The sequence below is a fragment of the Williamsia sterculiae genome (assembly GCF_900156495.1).
Taxonomy (GTDB): domain Bacteria; phylum Actinomycetota; class Actinomycetes; order Mycobacteriales; family Mycobacteriaceae; genus Williamsia_B; species Williamsia_B sterculiae.
Map to the genome: position 1 here is coordinate 89,187 of NZ_FTNT01000011.1, position 19,756 is coordinate 108,942.

The following is a 19,756-nucleotide window of genomic DNA, read 5'->3' on the forward strand; positions in this document are numbered from 1 at the left end:
TGACTACCGTTGGGCCGAGGTCTGCCGTCGAGCGCGGTGGACGCACGTCCACGAACGACAGGAGATTCCCATGAGCCCTGCGGGTGGTTCGCACCGTCACCACGTGGTGGTGATCGGTTCCGGTTTCGGCGGTCTGACGGCAACGCACGAGTTGAGGTCGGCCGACGTCGACGTCACGATGATCGCGCGCACGACGCATCACCTGTTCCAACCGATGCTGTACCAGGTCGCGACGGGGATCATCTCCGAGGGCGAGATCGCCCCCGCCACCCGGGTGGTGCTGCGCAAGCAACGCAACGCCGCGGTGGTGCTGGGTGATGTGGAACACATCGATCTGCAGCGTCAGGTGGTGAAGTCGCGTCTGCTGGAACGGGTCACCGAGACCCCGTACGACAGCCTGATCATCGCCGCGGGCGCCAACCAGTCGTACTTCGGCAACGACCATTTCGCCGAGTTCGCCCCGGGTATGAAGACCATCGACGACGCACTCGAACTCCGTGGGCGCATCCTGGGTGCGTTCGAGCAGGCCGAGCTCTCCGACGACCCCGCCGAGCAAGCCCGACTGCTGACGTTCGTCGTCATCGGTGCGGGTCCCACCGGTGTGGAGTTGGCGGGTCAGATCGCCGAGATGAGCGACAAGACCCTGAAGGGCACCTTCCACAACATCGACCCGACCAAGGCGCGGGTGATCCTCCTCGACGCCGCGCCCGCGGTGCTGCCCCCGATGGGCCAGAAGCTCGGGAAGAAGGCTGCGGAGCGCCTCGAGGAGATGGGCGTGGAGATCCAGCTCAACGCGATGGTCGTCGACCTCGACTACGACGGCATCACCGTCAAAGAGAAGGACGGCACGACCCGGCGGATCGAATGCCAGTGCAAGGTGTGGTCGGCGGGTGTGGCGGCGTCGCCGTTGGGTAGCGATCTCGCCGATCAGAGCGACGTCGAGTTGGACCGGGCCGGGCGGGTGAAGGTGCTCCCCGATCTGTCGATCCCGGGGCAGCCGAACGTGTTCGTCGTCGGGGACATGATGGCCGTGGACGGCGTTCCCGGCCAGGCCCAGGGCGCGATCCAGGGCGGCCGGTACGCCGCCAAGGCCATCGAGGCCGGGTTGGCGGGCAAGTCCCCCCAGGAGCGCGCACCGTTCAAATACTGGGACAAGGGGTCGATGGCCACGATCTCCCGGTTCGCCGCGGTGGCACAGATCCCGATCCCCGGAACCAAGAAGGTCATCGAGACCGAAGGATTCCTGGCCTGGATCGGGTGGCTGTTCCTCCACCTGATCTACATCGTCGGTTTCCGCAACCGGTTGGCCACCACCATCGACTGGCTGTTCGCGTTCTCCACCCCCAACCGTTCACAGTTGGTGGTCACCGAACAGCAGGTCTACGCCCGCACCGCGTTGGGTCAGCTGCAGCAGATCTCCAGCAGGCGACGCAACGCCGATGCGGTGGAGATCCCGCCGGTCACCACCGCCGACGCCGATCGTGACACCGGGGTGGAGAGCACGACCACCGCCGACAAGGACGACGCACCCGACGCCGAGACTCAGGCCAGCTGAGCCGGACGACCCTGGGGCCTGTCCTCACCGACCCCGTTCTCCGCGACCGCGCCGGTCGCGGGTGCGGGGTCGAGTGCGCTGATGGCCGCGCGCACCGCGGTCAACGACCGCCCCATCGCGGTGGTCAGGGTGGTCGACGGGGATGATCCGGTGACCGACGAGGCGGGGAGGACCAGCCGCGCACACACCTCGGTGTCGGAGACCGCCGTGGGCCGTGGGTCGGGGTGGGTCAGCGTGCTGACCGCGCACCGCACTGTGGGCGCGGCGGGCTGACCGAGCCGGGACGGGTCGGCCAGCGGCAATTCGAGCCGGTGGCGCAGCACGGGCGTCCCGTCGATGTCGGCGTCCAACCGTCCCGACCAGGCACCTGCCGTCTCCCCGGTGCGGCCGATCTGCACGGCCTCGGTGACGGTGACCGAGGCGTCGACCGCAGCCGACACCCGGCACACGGATTCGTGGTCGGCACCGCCGGCGACCAGCGTCGGTAGCGGATCCAGCAGCAGCCGCCCCCCGGCACCGACCTCGACCTCCCAGTCGGCGTACGACGTGCGGTCCGGTCGCGACGGCATCGCCATGGTGGCCGCCACCGCGGTCAGGTGCAGTCGTGCCCCCGGTGCCACCCGCACGACGACGCGGATGGTGTCACCGCCGAGCGGGGTGGCCGCTGCGGAGACCAGATGCAGTCGGTGCGGACCGGTCTGTCGCACGGCGAGCCCGCCGACGGCGTGGATCCTCGGCGACCGACCAGCGATCGCGGAGATGACGACCTCGGTGTGCACCGGTGGTCAGGCACCCGCCGGCACGGCCGCCAACTGTGTGCGCACCCAGGCCAGCACCTCGGTCGCTGCGGGATCGTCGGTCAGCGAGATCAACGCGGTGGGCCTGCCCTCCCGAACCCGGGCGGCGTCATCGGCCATCACCTGCAGGCTGGCACCCACCTGCGGTGCCAGGTCGGTCTTGTTGACCACCAGCAGATCCGAGAAGGTCACCCCCGGACCGCCTTTGCGGGGCACCTTGTCACCGCCTGCGACGTCGATGACGAAGATCTGGGCGTCGATCAGGCCGGTCGAGAACGTGGCGGTGAGGTTGTCGCCGCCGGATTCCACCAGGATCAGGTCCAGCGGCGGGTTCGCCTCCACCAGGTCGTCGATGGCGTCGAGATTGGCGGTGATGTCGTCGCGGATCGCGGTGTGCGGGCAGCCGCCGGTCTGCACCGCGGTTATGCGTTCGTCGGGCAGAACAGCGTTGCGGCGCAGGAAGTCGGCGTCCTCGGTGGTGTAGATGTCGTTGGTCAGCACGGCCACCGACAGCTCGTCGCGCAACTGCCGACACAGGGCCGCGACCAGCGCTGTCTTCCCCGATCCGACCGGACCACCGATACCGATGCGCAGCGGGTCACCCGGGCGTCGGACCCGCCGGGGGTGGTCGTGGGTGTGCGGTTCACCGTCGATCAGATGTGGGGGCATGACAACTCCTTCACTCGGTACTTCATCGCGCGGTCGCGAGCCCGATCATGATGCGAAGAGCGGGATCTCGCGCCGCTGGTGCCGTTCGGCGAGTACGTCGAACAGCGGGTCGGACAGGTCGGCGAGCTCCGCCGCGGCGCGGGCGGCGATCTGCTCGCACAACGGGGCCAGCTCGAAGGTGAGCACCGCGATGTCACCGGGGTCGGCGGCCAGCAGGCGTTGCCCGGCCGTCGCCGAACCCGTCATCGTGGTGTACACGAGGACCAATGCTGCCTGCCGGGCGTCGAGTCCGGTCACCGCGGCCACCCCACCCGCGATAACCGGCAGATGTGGACGTACCGGGTAGACCGACCAGTCCGCCTGCCGCGGACCCGCACCGGGCCGCTCAGGCCACACCCTCCTGGCCAACCGCAGCATGCCCCGGCCCTGGACCATGGATGCTGCGCGGGCCGACGGCGAGGGGGTCCTGGCGTCGGTCTCCCGATGCGCCCGTTCCACCGACAACCGACCGTCGGCGACCGCGGCGCAGATGGACGCCGACACCAGTCCGGCCGTGGACATCCGCCGGACCAGGAAGTCGCGCAGCGCCGGGATCGAGCGCACGGAGCCGTCGGCGATGGCCTGTTCCACCCCGCCGGAGTGCACGTGGCCGCCCACCGGCAGGCGTGAGTCGGCCAGGGCGAGCATCGTCGCGAGTTGCGACGAGGGTCCGGCGGTGACCGATGCAGACGGGTCCACGATCAGAACAGGAAGTAGCGCTGGGCCATCGGCAGGGACTCGGCGGGCTGTTCCTGCCACACCTCGCCGTCGATGTGCACCGTGAACGTGTCCGCGTCGACGGTGATCTCGGGGGTGGCGTCGTTGTTGGTCATGTCGGCCTTGCCGACCGAGCGGGTGTCCTTCACCGCGACGAGGCGACCTTGCAGGCCGAGCCGGTCGGCGATGCCGTCGTCGAGAGCCTGCTGGGCGACGAAGCTGATGGACGTCTCCGCGGCCGGCCGCGGCGCGGCCCCGAACATCGGTCGCGGCAGCACCGGTTCCGGGGTGGGGATGGAGGCGTTGGCGTCACCCATCTGCGCCCAGGCGATGGCTCCGCCCTTGATGACCAGATGCGGGCGCACCCCGAAGAACGCGGGCTCCCACAGCACCAGATCGGCGAGTTTGCCATCGGCGACGGACCCGATCTCGTGGTCGAGACCGTGCGCGACAGCCGGGCAGATCGTGTACTTGGCGATGTAGCGCTGCGCCCGCTGGTTGTCGGCGCGGTCGTCGCCGGGCAGCGCCCCACGTCGCTGCTTCATCACGTGTGCGGTCTGCCAGGTACGTAGCACCACCTCGCCGATCCGCCCCATCGCCTGTGAGTCCGACCCGATCATGGAGATGGCACCCAGGTCGTGCAGCAGATCCTCGGCGGCGATGGTGGTGCCGCGGATGCGACTCTCCGCGAAGGCCAGGTCCTCGGCGATGGACGGGCTGAGGTGGTGGCACACCATCAACATGTCCAGGTGTTCGGCCAGCGTGTTGACCGTGTAGGGCCGGGTCGGGTTGGTGGAACTGGGCAGTACGTTCGGGTGCGACGCCACCGTGATGATGTCCGGCGCGTGACCACCTCCCGCGCCCTCGGTGTGGTACGCGTGGATGCTCCGCCCGGCGATGGCCCCGAGCGTCGACTCCACGAATCCGGCCTCGTTGAGGGTGTCGGAGTGCAGCGCGACCTGCACCCCGGTCTCGTCGGCCACCCGCAGACAGGCGTCGATAGCCGCCGGGGTGCTCCCCCAGTCCTCGTGCAGTTTGAACCCCGACGCCCCGGCGCGCAGTTGCTCGCGCATCGACGCCTCGCTGACGGTGTTGCCCTTGCCGAGCAGCGCGATGTTCATCGGCCACGGGTCGAGTGCCTGCAGCATGGTCGCCAGGTGCCACGACCCCGGAGTCACGGTGGTCGCCTTGCTGCCCTCGGCCGGGCCGGTGCCCCCGCCGATCAGGGTGGTGATCCCGTTGCCGAGCGCCTCGGCCATGATCGTCGGCGCGATGAAGTGGACGTGGCAGTCGATGCCGCCCGCGGTGAGGATCCTGCCGTTGCCCGCGATGACCTCGGTGGAGGGCCCGATGACCAGGTCGGGGTGCACCCCGTCCATGGTGTCGGGATTCCCCGCCTTGCCCAGCGCCACGATGCGGCCGTCGCGGATGCCGACGTCGGCCTTGACCACACCCCAGTGATCGAGGACGACGGCCCCGGTGATGACGGTGTCGGGGGCGCCCTCGGCGCGGGTGGCCCGGCCCTGACCCATCGATTCGCGGATCACCTTGCCGCCACCGAAGACGGCCTCCTCACCCGCACGGTCGGGACCTCCGCTGCGGTCCTCGGTGACCTCGATGAGCAGATCGGTGTCGGCCAACCGGATGCGATCGCCGACGGTTGGGCCGAACAGTTCGACGTAGCGTTCGCGACTCAGCGAGACCATCAGGAATCCAATCTGCCGGGCGGGTCGAGGGAGATGCCCCACACCTCACGGGCGCCACGCAGCGGCACCAGCGTCACCGTCATCTCGATTCCGGGTTCGAACCGGACGGCAGTTCCCGCCGGGATGTCCAGCCGCAGCCCATGAGCGGCCGCACGATCGAAATCCAGCGCCGCATTGGACTGCGGGAAATGCACGTGACTGCCCACCTGCACCGGCCGGTCGCCGGTGTTGACCACGCTCAGAGTGGTCTCCGGGGACCCCGCGTTGAGCTCGATGTCGCCGGCGGCGCAGACGATCTCGCCGGGGATGATGCTGTCGGCCATCGGACTCCTCTCTGGGGGATGGGTGCTGGGAGACGAGGTCAGGAGAGTCGGGGTCAGGAGATCGGGTGGTGCACGGTGACGAGTTTGGTGCCGTCCGGGAACGTCGCCTCCACCTGCACGTCGGGCAGCATCTCCGGCACCCCGTCCATCACGTCGTCGCGACCCAGCACCTCGCGACCGCTGCTCATCAACTCGGTCACCGACCGACCGTCGCGAGCGCCCTCGAGGATGTGGTCGGTGATGAGCGCGACCGCCTCCGGGTGGTTCAGCCGCAGCCCACGACCCTGACGCCTGCGCGCGAGCTCGGCGGCGTAGGAGATCATCAACCGCTCCTGTTCGTGCGGGGACAGTCGCACCGCGGCTCCTCTGCGCCAGGCCCTCGCGGGCGATCTCTCGGGTGACTCATAGTGCCACGGGGACGGCCGGTCGGCTCGGCACGAGAAACGCGGGCGGACTCAGTCGACGACGCCCGCCCGGCGGCGCAACTCCACCAGCGCCTCGCGGCCGCAGGACGGGGCGATGGCGGTGACGTCGGCGTCGTCCAGGGCACCGGTGGACAGTCCGCGCAGCAGCACCAGTGCGAGCGACTGTGCGGTCGCGGGTTCGTCCATGATGCCGGAGTCCTGGCGGTCGAAGTAGTTCTGCAGTCGACCCGCCGCGACGGGCAACGCTCGCCGGAAGAAGGTGTAGACGGCCAGCCAGCGGGTGACCAGGTGTCCGGGATGCATGTCCCAGCCCTGGTACAGCCCGTGTTCCAACGAGCGGGTGACCAGCCGGAAGTGCCTGCGCAGCGCCGCGTCGACCTCCGCGGGCTCGCCGACCGGGATGACCTGGGTGGACCCGTCGCTGACCCAGACCCCGGTCTGTGCCGACGCGGCCAGCATCACCGATTTCGCGTGGTCGGCCACCGGGTGCTCCAACGACTGCTGGGCCGGGACGATCCCACAGGCGGCGCTGTAGTCGTAGGTGCCGTAGTGCAGCCCGACCAGCCGCGGACCGGCCCGGTGCACGGCCACGGCCAGCGGTGCGGTGCCGTCGGCGCCGACCACCGCCTGGGGGCTCTCGATCTGCAGCTCGAAGCGCAGCGCACCGGCAGGCACACCGTGCACCCGTTCGAGCTCCTCGCAGATCAGCAGCACCGCGTCGACCTGCTCGACCGCGCGGAACTTGGGCACGGTGACGACGAAACCCGGGGGCACCCCACCCGCACCGTCGAGCACGAGTTCCAGGGTGCGCAGTCCACGGCGCCGTTCCACCGCACCGAGCCCTTTGGCGCGCACCCCCGCGGTGGTCGGCCCTGCGGTGATCGGCCCCGCGTTCGCCGACCGGTCGACATCCGCCCAGGCGGCGAGAACTCGCCCGGCCCGGCGAGCATCGGCATCCTCGGTCTCGTCGGGACGCCAGCCGTAGCCGTCCTCGAGGTCGATGCGCAGGTCGACGATCGGTTCGCCACGCAGGCGTTCCCGAACCGCGTCCGCCGCACCGGCGGAGTCGAGGTCGGACACGGTGGCGTGGGACTCGTCGAACAGGGCGACGGCCTGCTCGCCCCACTGCTGCGGGGTCGTCACCTCCACGCGGTCGGCGGGCACGTACACCGTGTGCGCGGGTTGGGCGGCATCCCGATCACCGGGATAGCCGGCCGCCAGTCGGGTGTCGACCGCCGACAGCACCTCCTCCACCCGCTGCCGCGCCGACGCCGACATGACCCTTTCGCCGCTGCCCGATCGGTCCTGACCCATCGGTCGCTCAGGAGTTCTCGAGGTTCTGCAACCGCACCCGCCCCTGGGCCACCAGCCGGTCGTCGACGTCGACGATGTCGACGTTCCACAGCTGCTGGCGGCGACCACGGTGGACCGGCCGCGAGGTGGCGGTGAGACGACCCCCACGCACCGACTTGAGGAAGTCTGTGTTGTTGTTCACACCCACCACCAGGCCGTCGACACCGGTCTCCCGCAGCCACACCGCCGCGGAGATGCTCGCGAGGCTCTCCACCACCGCGCAATACACGCCCCCGTGCACGATGCCGAACGGCTGTAGATGCCGGGGACCGATCTCGATGGTGGCGCGTGAACCGTCGCCGGAGGCGCTGACCAGTTCCAGGCCCAGGGTCTCGTCCAACCCGGTGGACATGTACTCCAACTCGTCCGACTCGCTCACGCGGCCCTCCGTCTCTCCAGATCAGCACAGGTGAGTCCATCTTGCGCGATCAGCACCACCGACCGGACAACCGGGTGTCGACGACGACCGAGAATTGAATGAGCCCCGCATCTGCTGGAGATGCGGGGCCCATCCGGACGTGGATCGGGGGTCTCTGCAGCCCTCAGGACTCTCACGCGATCCGACGCTGAAATGAACATAGGTTATCCTTACCTACATGTCAACTGCCGTTCCTCGCCTCGTCCCCGACACCGGACGGACATCGACTCGTGCCGGTGCTGACTGCACTGGTCTGCGGCCCGGGGAGTTAAAATGCGGAGGATGAGCGGCTTGGGCGAACTGGAACGCGCGGTCATGGATCACCTGTGGTCCGTCGACGCGCCGCAAACCGTGCGCCAGGTCCACGCCGGCTTGTCGGTGGATCGCGAACTCGCGTACACCACGGTGATGACGGTGCTCCAGCGCTTGGCGAAGAAGAGCCTGGTCGCGCAGATCCGTGACGATCGCGCTCACCGCTACAGCCCCACCCGACCGCGTGAGGACATGGTCGCCGGCCTGATGGTCGACGCCCTCCGCGAGGTCGACGAGTCACACTCGCGGGAGGCCGCACTGGTGTCGTTCGTGGGACGGGTGGGTGCCGACGAGGCGGATGCGCTGCGGCGCGCGCTCGACGAACTCGAGACGAGTCGTCGGGCTTCCGAAAGCCTCTGAGACGCGCCACGGTGCGTTCGACGCCGATCTCGAGGAAGACGTTGTGACAGCTGTTGTGTTCGGGGTGGTGGCCCTGATCCTGACGGGGCCGGTCCCCGACCTGCTGTCGCGCGCACGGTGGCCGTTGCACGCGCCACGGGCCGCACTGGTGTTGTGGCAGTCGATCGCGTTGGCAGCGGTGTTGTCGGCGTTCAGCTGCGGCCTCGCCGTCGCCCAGAACCTCATCGTGCTCGGTCCCGATGGCCGCCCACTGGCCGATCCGTTCGACGAGATCGCCCATCTCGGATGGTTCGCCTGGTCGGTCTACGCGGGAGTGTTCCTGCTGACCCTCCTGATCGGTGCGCGGCTGATGTTCACCGCCGTGCGGGTCGGCGTGCGTACCCGCTCCCGACGCAACGCGCACCGCCAGATGATCGACCTCCTGGCCCAGCTCGACCGACCCGATGAGGGCGGTCCGCTGTGCGCCGACGACGTGCGGATGATCGCCGTCGACACTCCGATGGCCTATTGCCTGCCGGGTCTGCGCAGTCGGCTGGTGATCAGCGACGGGGTGGTGGCCCGGTTGAGCCACGACGAGCTGTGTGCGGTGGTCGCTCACGAGCGGTCGCACCTGCGCGCCCGCCACGATCTGGTGCTGGAGGCGTTCGTCGCCGTGCACGAGGCCTTCCCCCGTTTCGTGCGGAGCACGTCGGCCCTGGGTGCGGTGGAGTTGCTCGTCGAGCTGCTCGCCGACGATCAGGCGGTGCGCGCCGTGGGACCGACCCCGCTGGGACGCGCACTGGTGCATTGCGCAGGCGCCACCGCACCCAGCGGCGCGCTGGCCGTCGGCGGCCGAACCGCGGTGACCCGGGTCCAGCGGCTCGCCGAGACGGAGGTGTCACCGCTCCCCGGTGTCCTCGCCTATCTCGCGGCGGGCGCGATCCTGGTGATCCCCACCCTCGCGGTCGCCATCCCGTGGTTGACCGAACTCGGCCGGCTCCTCACCTGAGGTTCTTCCCCGCCGAGGTTGTCCGCCACAGACCCGGGACGACCGGTCCACCGACCACCTAAGCTCAGGACATGAGCGAATCAGCGTCCAGCACACCGTCGAATGCCACCGCACAGGAGTCGAGCGCCGACACCGGCCTGGCCCAGATCGGCGTCACCGGGCTCGCGGTGATGGGGTCGAACATCGCGCGCAACTTCGCCAGACACGGCCACCGGGTCGCCCTGCACAACCGCACCGTCGCCAAGACCGACGCCCTTCTCGACCAGCACGGGTCGGAGGGCGACTTCGTCCGCACCGAGACCACCGAGGAGTTCGTCGCAGCTCTGGAGAAGCCGCGCCGGGTGCTGATCATGGTCAAGGCGGGTGAACCCACCGACGCCGTCATCGACGAACTCGCGAACCTGATGGACGAGGGCGACATCATCATCGACGGCGGCAACTCGCTGTACACCGACACCATCCGTCGCGAGGCGGCGATGTCGGAGCGCGGGTTGAACTTCGTCGGGGCGGGCATCTCCGGCGGCGAGGAGGGTGCACTCAACGGTCCATCCATCATGCCGGGCGGCCCCGCCGAGTCGTACACCTCGCTCGGACCATTGCTGGAGTCCATCTCCGCCCATGTCGACGGCGAGCCGTGCTGCACCCACATCGGGCCCGACGGCTCCGGTCACTTCGTGAAGATGGTGCACAACGGCATCGAATACGCCGACATGCAGCTCATCGGTGAGGCCTACGACCTGATGCGCAAGGCACTGGACCTGCCGGTCGACAAGATCGCCGACGTCTTCCGGGAATGGAATTCCGGTGACCTGGACAGCTATCTGGTGGAGATCACCGCCGAGGTGCTCTCGCAGGTGGACGCCGAGACCGGCACACCGCTCGTCGACGTGATCGCCGACGCCGCCGGACAGAAGGGCACCGGTCGGTGGACCGTGAAGTCGGCGCTCGACCTCGGGATCCCGACCACCGGGATCGCCGAGGCAGTGTTCGCTCGCGCCCTGTCCAGCGCCACCGACCAGCGCGCGCAGGCGACCGGGTTGGCCGCAGGCAACCTGGCGTCATCCCCCGCCGACCCGGACACCTTCGTCGACGACATCCGCAACGCGCTGTACGCCTCCAAGGTGGTCGCCTACGCCCAGGGCTTCGATCAGATCGCGGCCGGATCGCAGGAATACGACTGGAACGTGCACCCCGGTGATCTGGCGACCATCTGGCGCGGCGGATGCATCATCCGGGCCAAGTTCCTCAACCGCATCCGCGACGCCTACGCCGAGAACCCGGAACTGCCCAGCCTGCTGCTCGCGCCGTACTTCCGCGAGGCGGTGGAGACCGCGCTGGACAGCTGGCGCCGGGTGGTGGCCACCGCCGCCACGATGGGCATCCCGGCACCGGCGTTCGCGTCCTCGCTCGCCTACTACGACGCGCTGCGCAGCGAGCGCCTACCTGCGGCGCTCACCCAGGGGCTGCGCGATTTCTTCGGCGCACACACCTACCAGCGCATCGACAAGCCGGGCACGTTCCACACGCTGTGGAGCGACGACCGCTCCGAGGTCGAGGCCTGACCGATCCTCGGCCGGGGTGTGTCGCCGACGCGCCGACAATGCGCTATCGCCGAGTGGCCGACACCATGTCGGCGTATCCGTCGCGGACACTCGGGAACCGCGGACGCCAGGGCGTCGCCTCGCGGAACGCGGCGTTGCTCACCCGCAGCGACCGGGTGAGCGACGTCGTGCGGGTGCCCAGGAGTTCGGCGGCGCGGCCGGGCCCGCGGAGCCAGGCCCGGCGTCCGGTGGCCGCGACCAGCGCGTCGACGTTCTCCCGCTTGGTCACCGGCCGATCGTCGACGATGTTGTACAGATGCGACGGTGCGGTGAGCGCCGCGACGATCGCCGTGGTCGCGTCGGGTAGATAGATCGACGACTGGAACGAGTCGGCGCGGCCGGCGGTGAACCCGACGTGACGGCGGGCGAGGTCGACGAACTGTTCACTGTGCGCGGCGCCGGGCCCGTAGAAGAGACCGAATCTCAACACCAGGCCGTGCATCCCCGCCTCGGTGAACCTGCGCGCACTCCGCTCCGCGGCGTGGTTGCCGACGGTGATCGGGTAGTGGTCGACGGCGGACTGCTCGTCGAGCCACCGATCGTCGCCGTCGCGATAGACCATGACGACCGATTCCTGGATGAAGCGACCGACGCCCACACGCAGGGCGGCATCGACGATGGCCGCCGACCCCTCGGCGCGGACGCGGGTGCACTCGTCCCAGGCGGATGCCCGGACGAACGAGGTCGTCGACGGTATCGAGGAGGCCAGATTAACCACGGCGTCACATCCCCTGAACGCCGCGGCCAGCGCATCGCGGTCGACGATCGACCCCGACACCGGCTCGGCGCCCTGGTCGCGCAACACTTCGGCCTTGCGCGCCGAGCGCGCGAGCGCACGCACGTCATGGCCCGCGCCCACCAGCGCGGGCACCGCATGCCGACCCAACGCGCCGGTGCCACCGGTGACGAACAACCGCATGTGCGATGGCCTCCCGACGTCGCGGACGTGATGCGTCGATGGCGTGATCGACGAGGTGCAATGCCACCCGCAGCCTAGGAGACGTCGTATGCCGCGCGGGGACAATTCGACGATGGGGACAATCCGGCGATGGGGAGAATTCGCCGGACGAGAGGTGGCCACCGGTAGCATGGGCGCACGTGCGATTCCTCCAGGGCCATGACGCTCCTCACGACCTGACCTACGACGACGTCTTCGTCGTTCCCCAGCGGTCTGACGTGAGCTCACGTTTCGACGTCGACCTGTCCACCGTGGACGGCTCCGGCACCACCATCCCCATCGTGGTCGCCAACATGACCGCGGTGGCCGGGAAGCGGATGGCCGAGACGGTGGCGCGACGGGGCGGGATGGTCATCCTGCCGCAGGACCTGCCCACCACCGCCGCCGAGGAGTCGATCGCGTTCGTCAAGAGCCGGGACCTCGTCGCCGACACACCGGTGGTGTTGCGTCCGCACGACTCGGTGTCCGACGCACTCGCTCTGCTGCCCAAACGCGCACACCGCGCGGTGGTGGTGGTCGACGACGCAGGCCGCCCGGTCGGCGTGGTCACCGAGAGTGGATGTGCGGACGTCGACCGGTTCGCCCGGCTCGGTGAGGTCCTCGACCCCAAGTTCGTCGGTCTGCCCGCCGACACCCCGGCCCGCGAGGTGTTCGAAGCACTGGTCGACAGTCACCTCGGCGTCGCTGTGCTCACCGCCCCCGACGGTCGACTCGCGGGTCTGCTGACCCGCACGGGCGCGTTGCGCACCGGCATCTACACACCGGCGGTCGACGCCGAGGGTCGGTTACGGGTGGGCGCGGCGGTCGGGATCAACGGTGACGTCGCGGGCAAGGCGAAGGCCCTGGTGGCCGCCGGTGCCGACCTGCTGGTGATCGACACCGCCCACGGCCACCAGGAGAAGATGATCGCCGCGGTCGAGCAGGTCGCCTCCGCCGACCTCGGGGTCGTGCTGGTGGCGGGCAACGTGGTCTCCGCCGAGGGCACCGCCGACCTCATCGGTGCGGGCGCGAACGTGGTGAAGGTGGGCGTGGGCCCGGGTGCCATGTGCACCACCCGCATGATGACCGGCGTGGGGCGTCCGCAGCTGTCCGCGGTCGCCGAATGCGCCGCCGCCGCCCGCGAGCTCGGCGGACACGTGTGGGCCGACGGTGGGGTGCGGCATCCGCGTGACGTCGCTCTCGCGCTGGCCGCGGGCGCGTCCAACGTGATGATCGGTTCCTGGTTCGCCGGCACCTACGAATCGCCCGGTGACCTGCGCGTCGACTCGTCGGGGCAGCCGTACAAGGAGAGCTTCGGGATGGCCTCGAAGCGCGCCGTGGCCGCGCGCACGTCGTCGGACGGGGCATTCGACCGGGCGCGCAAGGCGCTCTTCGAGGAAGGTATCTCCACCTCGCGGATCAAGCTCGACCCGGACCGTCCGGGAGTCGAGGACCTCATCGATCACATCTGCTCCGGTGTGCGCAGCACCGCCACCTACACCGGTTCACGCAACCTCGAGGAACTGCATCGGAATGTGGTGCTCGGTGTGCAGTCGCCCGCCGGTTTCGCCGAGGGCCGACCGCTACCGGGCGGCTGGTGACACCTGACCGCCGGCGTGCGACCGTCGACGACCACCGCGCCTGGACTGGGTCGCCCCACCGAGGTCGCCTAGACTGGTCGGCACTCCCTGAACGGGATCTGAGCCAGACCTGGAGGACATCCTGAGCCCGTATGACCCGGCCGGGTCAACCGCGCCCGTCGTTCCGCTCGATTCACCCCTGATCCCGCCGATCACCGCGGCCGCCGGACGGTCGTGAGACGTGCAGATCCTCATCATCGTCGGCAGCCTGATCGGCTTCATCGCACTCACCTTGGGCACCGCACTCTTCGTGGCCGCCGAGTTCTCGCTGACCGCACTGGAACGGTCCACCGTCGAGGCCGGTGTCCGCGAACGCGGTGACCGCCGGTCCAAGCAGGTCAGCCGAGCACACCGCACGCTGTCGTTCCAGCTGTCGGGTGCGCAGCTCGGCATCACCATCACCACTCTGATCACCGGTTACATCGCCGAGCCGGTACTCGCCGAACTGTTCGGTCCGCTGTTCGGGGCCATCGGGTTGAGCACCTCGGCCACCGACGTCGTGTCGCTGATCCTCGCCCTCGTCATGGCCACGTCGTTGTCGATGGTGCTCGGCGAGCTGATCCCCAAGAACTTCGCGGTGGCACGTCCGTTGCCCACCGCCCGCTTCACCGCCGGTCCGATGATCGTGTTCTCGGCCGTCTTCCGGTGGGCCATCAAGGCCTTGAACAACTCCGCCAACTGGGTGGTCCGACGGTTGGGGATCGAGCCCGCGGAGGAACTGCGGTCGGCCCGATCACCGCAGGAACTCGGTTCCCTGGTCCGCAACTCGGCACTGCACGGCGCCCTCGATCAGGGCACCGCCACACTCGTCGGACGCTCGCTGCGCTTCGGCGAACGCACCGCGGAGGAACTGATGACCCCGCGGGTGCGGGTGGAGTCGCTCGACCGCGCCGCGACCGTGCTCGACCTGATCACCGAGTCGTCGCGGACCGGCCTGTCGCGCTTCCCCATCGTCGAGGACGGCGACCTGGACAACATCCTGGGGTTCGTCCACGTCAAACAGGCCTTCACCGAACCCGCCGCGGAACGTCGCAGTACCACCATGGCCGACCTGGCCCGCACCGTCCCGGTGGTCCCGACCAGCCTCGACGGCGACACCCTGATGGACCGCATCCGGGCGGACGGTCTGCAGGTCGCCGTGGTCATCGACGAGTACGGCGGCACCGCAGGCATCGTCACCACCGAGGACCTCATCGAGGAGATCGTCGGGGACGTCACCGACGAACACGATCACGAACAGGCCGATGTGCAGACCGACGGTGCCGGGTACGTCTGTGCCGGGTTGCTGCGGGTCGACGAGCTCACCGAGGCCACCGGGTACCGACCTCCGGACGGTCCCTACGACACCCTCGGCGGCCTGGTGATGTTCTGCCTGGGTCGGATACCGACCACCGGCGACGAGACCGACCTGCCCGTCCAGGCCACCATCGCCGACGAGGACGAGGACTCCGACGACCCCGTGCCGTTGGAACCCGCCTGGCGGGCGACGGTGGTGGCGATGGATCACCGCCGGGTGGACGTGGTCCGCCTACAGCCGCTGAACGAGGTCGCCAGCAGGCTGGCCAAGGATCCCGCGGAGGCAGAGCTGTCCACCGTGAGCAGTCACCTCGAGAACGTCCAGGACGACGTCACGACCGCGTCGCCCATCCGTGAGACCGACGGGGGCAGGCAGCGATGAACGACGTCCTCGGTGTGGTGCTCACGGTCCTGCTGCTGGCCGCCAACGCGTTCTTCGTCGGTGCGGAGTTCTCGTTGATCTCCGCCCGCCGCGACCGTCTCGAGGCGATGGTCGAACAGGGCGAGCGCAAGGCCGCGAAGGTCATCAAGGCCAGCGAGAACCTGACCCTGATGCTGGCCGCGTCCCAGTTGGGCATCACCATCTGCTCCATTTTGCTGGGACGGGTCGGCGAACCGGCCATCGCTCATCTGCTGGAGAAGCCGTTCGAGCTCGCACACGTGCCCGAGGCGCTACTGCATCCGATCGGTTTCACCATCGCGTTGGCACTGGTGGTGGTGCTGCACATCCTGCTGGGTGAGATGGTGCCCAAGAACATCGCGCTGGCCGGGCCCGAACGGATGGCGATCCTGCTGGTCCCCACCCATCTGGTGTTCATCAGGGTGTCCCGACCGCTGATCGCGTTCTACAACTGGTTGGCGAACATCTCGCTGCGTGTCGCCGGGGTGGAACCGAAGGACGAACTCGACGCGACGGTGTCGGCGGTCGAGCTGTCGGAGATGATCGGCGAATCCCGTGAGGAAGGGCTGATCGACGCGGAGGAGCACGCCCGTCTCACCCGCGCCTTGGAGACCTCCGGCCGCACCGTGGTGGAAGTGGCGATCCCGCTGAACGACCTGCGCAGCGTGGCCGCGACCAGCGACGGCTCCGGCCGCATGGGGCCCACCCTCGGTTCGATCGAGGAGGCGGTCGCCGACACCGGGTACTCCCGGTTCCCGGTGCGCTCCACCGACGGCACCTATACCGGCTACCTCCACCTCAAGGACGTGCTCGACGAGATCGTCGACGACGAGGCCGGACCGGACACCATCATCGGGGCGGACAAGATCCGCCCGCTGCCGGTGTTGTCCGCCGACACCCCGCTCGACGCGGCCACCGCCGCACTCCGGCGGACCAGTTCACACCTCGGCGCGGTGGTGAACACCAACGGCCGCACGGTCGCGGTCGTCGCGCTCGAGGATCTGGTCGAGGAGTTCGTCGGGACCGTGCGGGACGAGACCCACCGGGTCTGAATCATGACCACCGGCGCATCGATCACCCTGCCCGCCGAGGTCTGGCGGCCCCGAGAGCAGGCACACGGCGACCGGATCGACGAGCTGCTGACCTCCCACCCGCCCCGTGGCGCCGACGGCACCCCACACCCGGTCTGGTCGTTCCTGTTCACCTACTACAACCACAAGCCGTCGGCGTTACGTCGCTGGCATCCCGGGTTCGGGGTGATCCTGGACGACGCCCCCGACCACGCGCGTCGTCCCGGCTACCGGGCGCTGACCGATGGCGTGGGCCGGCCCGCCGCGACGGTCGACCACGGGCAGCTGCACAAACGCATCGACACGGCCCGTTTCGTCCACCGGCTGCTCACCGCGACGGCAGCCCGCGCACCCCGGTTGAACTGTTTCGGCCTGCACGAGTGGGCGATGGTCTATCGCACCGACCGGACCCGACACCCGGTACCGATGCGGCTGTCGGCCGCCGACACGGACGCGGTGGTCGAGTCGTCCCAGTTGCGATGCACCCACATCGACGCGTTCCGCTTCTTCACCGAACCCGCCGCACCGCGCAACCAGACCCGGCCCATGCGGGAGTCGCAGGTCGCCGACGAGCAACCGGGGTGCGTGCACGCGGGTATGGACCTGTACAAGTGGGCGTTCAAGCTGAGCCCCCTGGTCGTCTCCGACCTGGTGTGCGACGCCTTCGCCCTGGCACTGGACTTCCGTCACCTCGACATGCGCGCGAGCCCCTACGATCTCACCGACCACGGGTTGGCCCCGGTGCCGGTGGAGACACCGAGCGGGCGGGCCGACTACGTGCGCGAACAGACCGCACTGGCCGACCGGGCCGCGGCCGTGCGTCGGCGGCTCATCGAGGCCACCGCCGCCCTGATCGACGCCCACGACCGGGCTGATCCGTGACCATTACCCACGGGTAACCTGGGCGTCGACACATCAGGCGCAGGAATAGAGGAGTGAGGGCGAATGTCAGATCGCGTGACGGTGAACGGCCTGCAGGTCGCACGAGTTCTCCACGACTTCATCAATGACGAGGCGTTGTCGGGTACCGGAGTCGACGCCGATCAGTTCTGGTCCGGCGCGGCCGCGATCATCGGCGACCTCGCGCCGCGGAACGCGGAACTGCTCGGGGTGCGCGACTCGCTGCAGCAGCAGATCGACGACTGGCATCGTTCCCACCGGGACTTCGACCCCTCCGACGCCGAGGCGATGGCCGGGTACAAGCAGTTCCTGACCGATATCGGGTACCTCGTCGAGCAGCCCGAGGACTTCCAGATCACCACCGACAACGTGGATCGGGAGATCACCAGCACGGCCGGACCCCAGCTGGTGGTCCCCGTGCTCAACGCACGGTTCGCACTGAACGCCTCCAATGCGCGGTGGGGGTCCCTGTACGACGCGCTGTACGGCACCGACGCCATCCCGGAGAGCGACGGCGCCGAGAAGGGCACCTCGTACAACCGGGTGCGCGGCGACAAGGTGATCGCCTACGCGAAGGACTTCCTGGACAAGGCTGTTCCCCTCGAACACGCCGGTTACGCCGACGTCCGCGGGTTCGCGGTGGTCGACGGGTCGCTGCAGGTGACGCTGGCCGACGACGCGATCTCCACGCTCGCCGATCCGTCGGCGTTCGTCGGGTACCGCGGCGAACCGACCGCGCCCACCTCGGTGTTGCTGCGCCACAACGGCCTGCACCTCGACATCGAGATCGACCCCGACTCCCCCATCGGGTCCACCGATCCGGCGGGCATCAAGGACGTCGTCGTCGAGTCCGCGATCACCACGATCATGGACTTCGAGGACTCGGTGGCCGCGGTCGACGCCGACGACAAGGTGCTGGGGTACCGCAACTGGTTGGGACTCAACCGCGGTGACCTGGCCGAGGAGGTCGCCAAGGGCGGCAAGACCTTCACCCGCGTGCTCAACGCCAACCGCACCTACACCGCACCCGACGGCAGCGACCTCGAGCTGCACGGTCGGTCACTGCTGTTCGTGCGCAACGTCGGGCACCTGATGACCAACGACGCCATCCTCACCGCCGACGGTCAGGAGGTTCCCGAGGGCATCCTCGATGCCCTGGTCACCGGTCTCATCGGTATCCACGGGACCTCCGCCGAGGGTCTGCAGAACTCGCGCACCGGATCGATCTACATCGTGAAACCCAAGATGCACGGTCCCGACGAGGTCGCCTTCACCGTCGAGTTGTTCGGCCGGGTCGAGGAGGCCCTGGGCCTGCCGCGCAACACCCTCAAGGTGGGCATCATGGACGAGGAGCGTCGCACCACGCTCAACCTCAAGGCCGCCATCAACGCCGCCTCCGAACGGGTGGTGTTCATCAACACCGGCTTCCTGGACCGCACCGGAGACGAGATCCACACCTCGATGGAGGCCGGACCGGTGGTCCGCAAGGCCGACATGAAGGCGCAGACCTGGATCAAGGCCTACGAGGACCACAACGTCGACACCGGATTGCACGCCGGGTTGCAGCACAAGGCGCAGATCGGCAAGGGGATGTGGGCGATGCCCGATCTCATGCACGACATGCTGGAGCAGAAGATCGGCCACCCGCAGGCCGGTGCGAACACCGCCTGGGTGCCCTCACCGACCGCCGCCACCCTGCACGCGCTGCACTACCACCTGGTGGACGTGTTCGAGCGGCAGGACGAGATCGCCAAGCGTGACCCGGCGTCCATCGATGAGCTGCTGACCATTCCGCTGGCCCCGTCCACCGACTGGACCGACGAGGAGAAGCAGCAGGAACTCGACAACAACTGTCAGTCGATCCTGGGTTACGTGGTCCGCTGGATCGACGCCGGTGTGGGTTGCTCCAAGGTCCCCGACATCCATGATGTCGCGCTGATGGAGGACCGGGCCACCCTGCGCATCTCCAGCCAGTTGTTGGCCAACTGGCTGCGGCACGGAATCGTGTCCGCGGACGACATCACCGCCTCCCTGGAACGGATGGCGCCGGTGGTGGATCGGCAGAACGAGAAGGACCCCACCTACACGCCGATGGCACCGGACTTCGACTCCAGCATCGCCTGGCAGGCGGCCAGGGAACTCATCCTCGAGGGCACCACGCAGCCGAGTGGCTACACCGAGCCGATCCTGCACCGCCGTCGGCGCGAGTACAAGGCCGCGAACGCCTGACAGCACCGGGGTCCGACCCGG

At 69.0% G+C, this 19,756-nt stretch carries 18 protein-coding genes; 9 read left to right on the forward strand and 9 right to left on the reverse strand.

The window, feature by feature from the left end; all coding sequences use genetic code 11:
- Positions 1-70: 70 nt before the first annotated feature.
- The gene (locus BW971_RS16875) at positions 71-1,555 is read left to right on the forward strand and encodes an NAD(P)/FAD-dependent oxidoreductase (RefSeq protein WP_076481947.1); all 1,485 of its coding nucleotides are present in this window, start codon (positions 71-73) and stop codon (positions 1,553-1,555) included.
- Here the strand turns inward: BW971_RS16875 and BW971_RS16880 are convergent.
- The 8 genes from BW971_RS16880 to BW971_RS16915 form a co-directional block, all read right to left on the reverse strand.
- Positions 1,543-2,334, reverse strand: a complete 792-nt coding sequence (locus BW971_RS16880; RefSeq protein WP_076481949.1) for an urease accessory protein UreD — start codon at positions 2,332-2,334, stop codon at positions 1,543-1,545. The two genes, BW971_RS16875 and BW971_RS16880, sit on opposite strands and share 13 nt — an antisense overlap.
- 6 nt (positions 2,335-2,340) lie before the next feature.
- Positions 2,341-3,021 carry an urease accessory protein UreG gene (gene ureG / locus BW971_RS16885; RefSeq protein ID WP_076481951.1) on the reverse strand — a complete coding sequence of 227 codons (681 nt, stop codon included), beginning with the start codon at positions 3,019-3,021 and terminating at the stop codon, positions 2,341-2,343.
- Between the two features lie 45 nt (positions 3,022-3,066).
- On the reverse strand, positions 3,067-3,708 hold the full coding sequence (locus BW971_RS16890) for an urease accessory protein UreF (protein ID WP_076482161.1): 642 nt from the start codon (positions 3,706-3,708) through the stop codon (positions 3,067-3,069).
- A gap of 53 nt (positions 3,709-3,761) precedes the next feature.
- Positions 3,762-5,483 carry an urease subunit alpha gene (locus BW971_RS16895; protein ID WP_076481954.1) on the reverse strand — a complete coding sequence of 574 codons (1,722 nt, stop codon included), beginning with the start codon at positions 5,481-5,483 and terminating at the stop codon, positions 3,762-3,764.
- Positions 5,483-5,794, reverse strand: a complete 312-nt coding sequence (locus BW971_RS16900) for an urease subunit beta (RefSeq protein WP_407701234.1) — start codon at positions 5,792-5,794, stop codon at positions 5,483-5,485. Before BW971_RS16900 ends, BW971_RS16895 begins: the two co-directional genes overlap by 1 nt.
- Positions 5,795-5,859: 65 nt before the next feature.
- Positions 5,860-6,162 carry an urease subunit gamma gene (locus BW971_RS16905; protein ID WP_076481960.1) on the reverse strand — a complete coding sequence of 101 codons (303 nt, stop codon included), beginning with the start codon at positions 6,160-6,162 and terminating at the stop codon, positions 5,860-5,862.
- 99 nt (positions 6,163-6,261) lie between these two features.
- Positions 6,262-7,545 carry a DUF6986 family protein gene (locus BW971_RS16910; RefSeq protein WP_076481963.1) on the reverse strand — a complete coding sequence of 428 codons (1,284 nt, stop codon included), beginning with the start codon at positions 7,543-7,545 and terminating at the stop codon, positions 6,262-6,264.
- Between the two features lie 7 nt (positions 7,546-7,552).
- Positions 7,553-7,936, reverse strand: coding sequence for a PaaI family thioesterase (locus tag BW971_RS16915; RefSeq protein WP_076482164.1), 384 nt, complete (start codon positions 7,934-7,936; stop codon positions 7,553-7,555).
- A 339-nt stretch (positions 7,937-8,275) separates the two neighbouring features.
- Here BW971_RS16915 and BW971_RS16920 point away from each other — a divergent pair, with 339 nt between their 5' ends.
- The 3 genes from BW971_RS16920 (at position 8,276) to gndA (ending at position 11,224) form a co-directional block, all read left to right on the forward strand.
- Positions 8,276-8,674, forward strand: coding sequence for a BlaI/MecI/CopY family transcriptional regulator (locus BW971_RS16920; RefSeq protein ID WP_076481966.1), 399 nt, complete (start codon positions 8,276-8,278; stop codon positions 8,672-8,674).
- A gap of 43 nt (positions 8,675-8,717) precedes the next feature.
- Positions 8,718-9,662: a M56 family metallopeptidase gene (locus tag BW971_RS16925; RefSeq protein ID WP_076481969.1), complete on the forward strand. Its 945-nt coding sequence runs from the start codon at positions 8,718-8,720 to the stop codon at positions 9,660-9,662.
- A gap of 71 nt (positions 9,663-9,733) precedes the next feature.
- Positions 9,734-11,224: an NADP-dependent phosphogluconate dehydrogenase gene (gene gndA / locus BW971_RS16930; protein WP_076481972.1), complete on the forward strand. Its 1,491-nt coding sequence runs from the start codon at positions 9,734-9,736 to the stop codon at positions 11,222-11,224.
- A 43-nt stretch (positions 11,225-11,267) separates the two neighbouring features.
- Here gndA and BW971_RS16935 read toward each other — a convergent pair whose 3' ends face one another.
- Entirely contained in the window at positions 11,268-12,182 is a 915-nt protein-coding gene (locus BW971_RS16935; RefSeq protein WP_076481975.1) for an NAD-dependent epimerase/dehydratase family protein, read from the reverse strand.
- Between the two features lie 179 nt (positions 12,183-12,361).
- Between BW971_RS16935 and guaB1 the strand changes: the two genes are divergently transcribed.
- From guaB1 to BW971_RS16960, 5 genes are all read left to right on the forward strand, one after another.
- Positions 12,362-13,801, forward strand: coding sequence for a GMP reductase (guaB1, locus tag BW971_RS16940; protein ID WP_076481978.1), 1,440 nt, complete (start codon positions 12,362-12,364; stop codon positions 13,799-13,801).
- A gap of 220 nt (positions 13,802-14,021) precedes the next feature.
- Complete coding sequence (locus BW971_RS16945) at positions 14,022-15,518, forward strand: hemolysin family protein (protein ID WP_083710200.1); 1,497 nt, start codon at positions 14,022-14,024, stop codon at positions 15,516-15,518.
- On the forward strand, positions 15,515-16,588 hold the full coding sequence (locus tag BW971_RS16950; protein WP_076481980.1) for a hemolysin family protein: 1,074 nt from the start codon (positions 15,515-15,517) through the stop codon (positions 16,586-16,588). The genes BW971_RS16945 and BW971_RS16950 overlap by 4 nt, the downstream gene beginning before the upstream one ends.
- 3 nt (positions 16,589-16,591) lie before the next feature.
- The gene (locus BW971_RS16955; protein WP_076481983.1) at positions 16,592-17,488 is read left to right on the forward strand and encodes a 3-methyladenine DNA glycosylase; all 897 of its coding nucleotides are present in this window, start codon (positions 16,592-16,594) and stop codon (positions 17,486-17,488) included.
- Between the two features lie 63 nt (positions 17,489-17,551).
- Entirely contained in the window at positions 17,552-19,735 is a 2,184-nt protein-coding gene (locus BW971_RS16960) for a malate synthase G (RefSeq protein WP_076481986.1), read from the forward strand.
- Positions 19,736-19,756: the final 21 nt, after the last annotated feature.

Excerpts from the sequence above, each read along its gene's own strand:
- BW971_RS16960 (WP_076481986.1), top strand. The coding sequence starts at position 17,552 with ATGTCAGATCGCGTGACGGTGAACGGCCTGCAGGTCGCACGAGTTCTC.
- BW971_RS16935 (WP_076481975.1), bottom strand. The coding sequence starts at position 12,182 with ATGCGGTTGTTCGTCACCGGTGGCACCGGCGCGTTGGGTCGGCATGCG.
- BW971_RS16890 (WP_076482161.1), bottom strand. The coding sequence starts at position 3,708 with ATGCTCGCCCTGGCCGACTCACGCCTGCCGGTGGGCGGCCACGTGCAC.
- BW971_RS16920 (WP_076481966.1), top strand. The coding sequence starts at position 8,276 with ATGCGGAGGATGAGCGGCTTGGGCGAACTGGAACGCGCGGTCATGGAT.
- ureG (WP_076481951.1), bottom strand. The coding sequence starts at position 3,021 with ATGCCCCCACATCTGATCGACGGTGAACCGCACACCCACGACCACCCC.
- BW971_RS16895 (WP_076481954.1), bottom strand. The coding sequence starts at position 5,483 with ATGGTCTCGCTGAGTCGCGAACGCTACGTCGAACTGTTCGGCCCAACC.
- BW971_RS16875 (WP_076481947.1), top strand. The coding sequence starts at position 71 with ATGAGCCCTGCGGGTGGTTCGCACCGTCACCACGTGGTGGTGATCGGT.
- BW971_RS16955 (WP_076481983.1), top strand. The coding sequence starts at position 16,592 with ATGACCACCGGCGCATCGATCACCCTGCCCGCCGAGGTCTGGCGGCCC.
- BW971_RS16915 (WP_076482164.1), bottom strand. The coding sequence starts at position 7,936 with ATGTCCACCGGGTTGGACGAGACCCTGGGCCTGGAACTGGTCAGCGCC.
- gndA (WP_076481972.1), top strand. The coding sequence starts at position 9,734 with ATGAGCGAATCAGCGTCCAGCACACCGTCGAATGCCACCGCACAGGAG.
- BW971_RS16950 (WP_076481980.1), top strand. The coding sequence starts at position 15,515 with ATGAACGACGTCCTCGGTGTGGTGCTCACGGTCCTGCTGCTGGCCGCC.
- BW971_RS16910 (WP_076481963.1), bottom strand. The coding sequence starts at position 7,545 with ATGGGTCAGGACCGATCGGGCAGCGGCGAAAGGGTCATGTCGGCGTCG.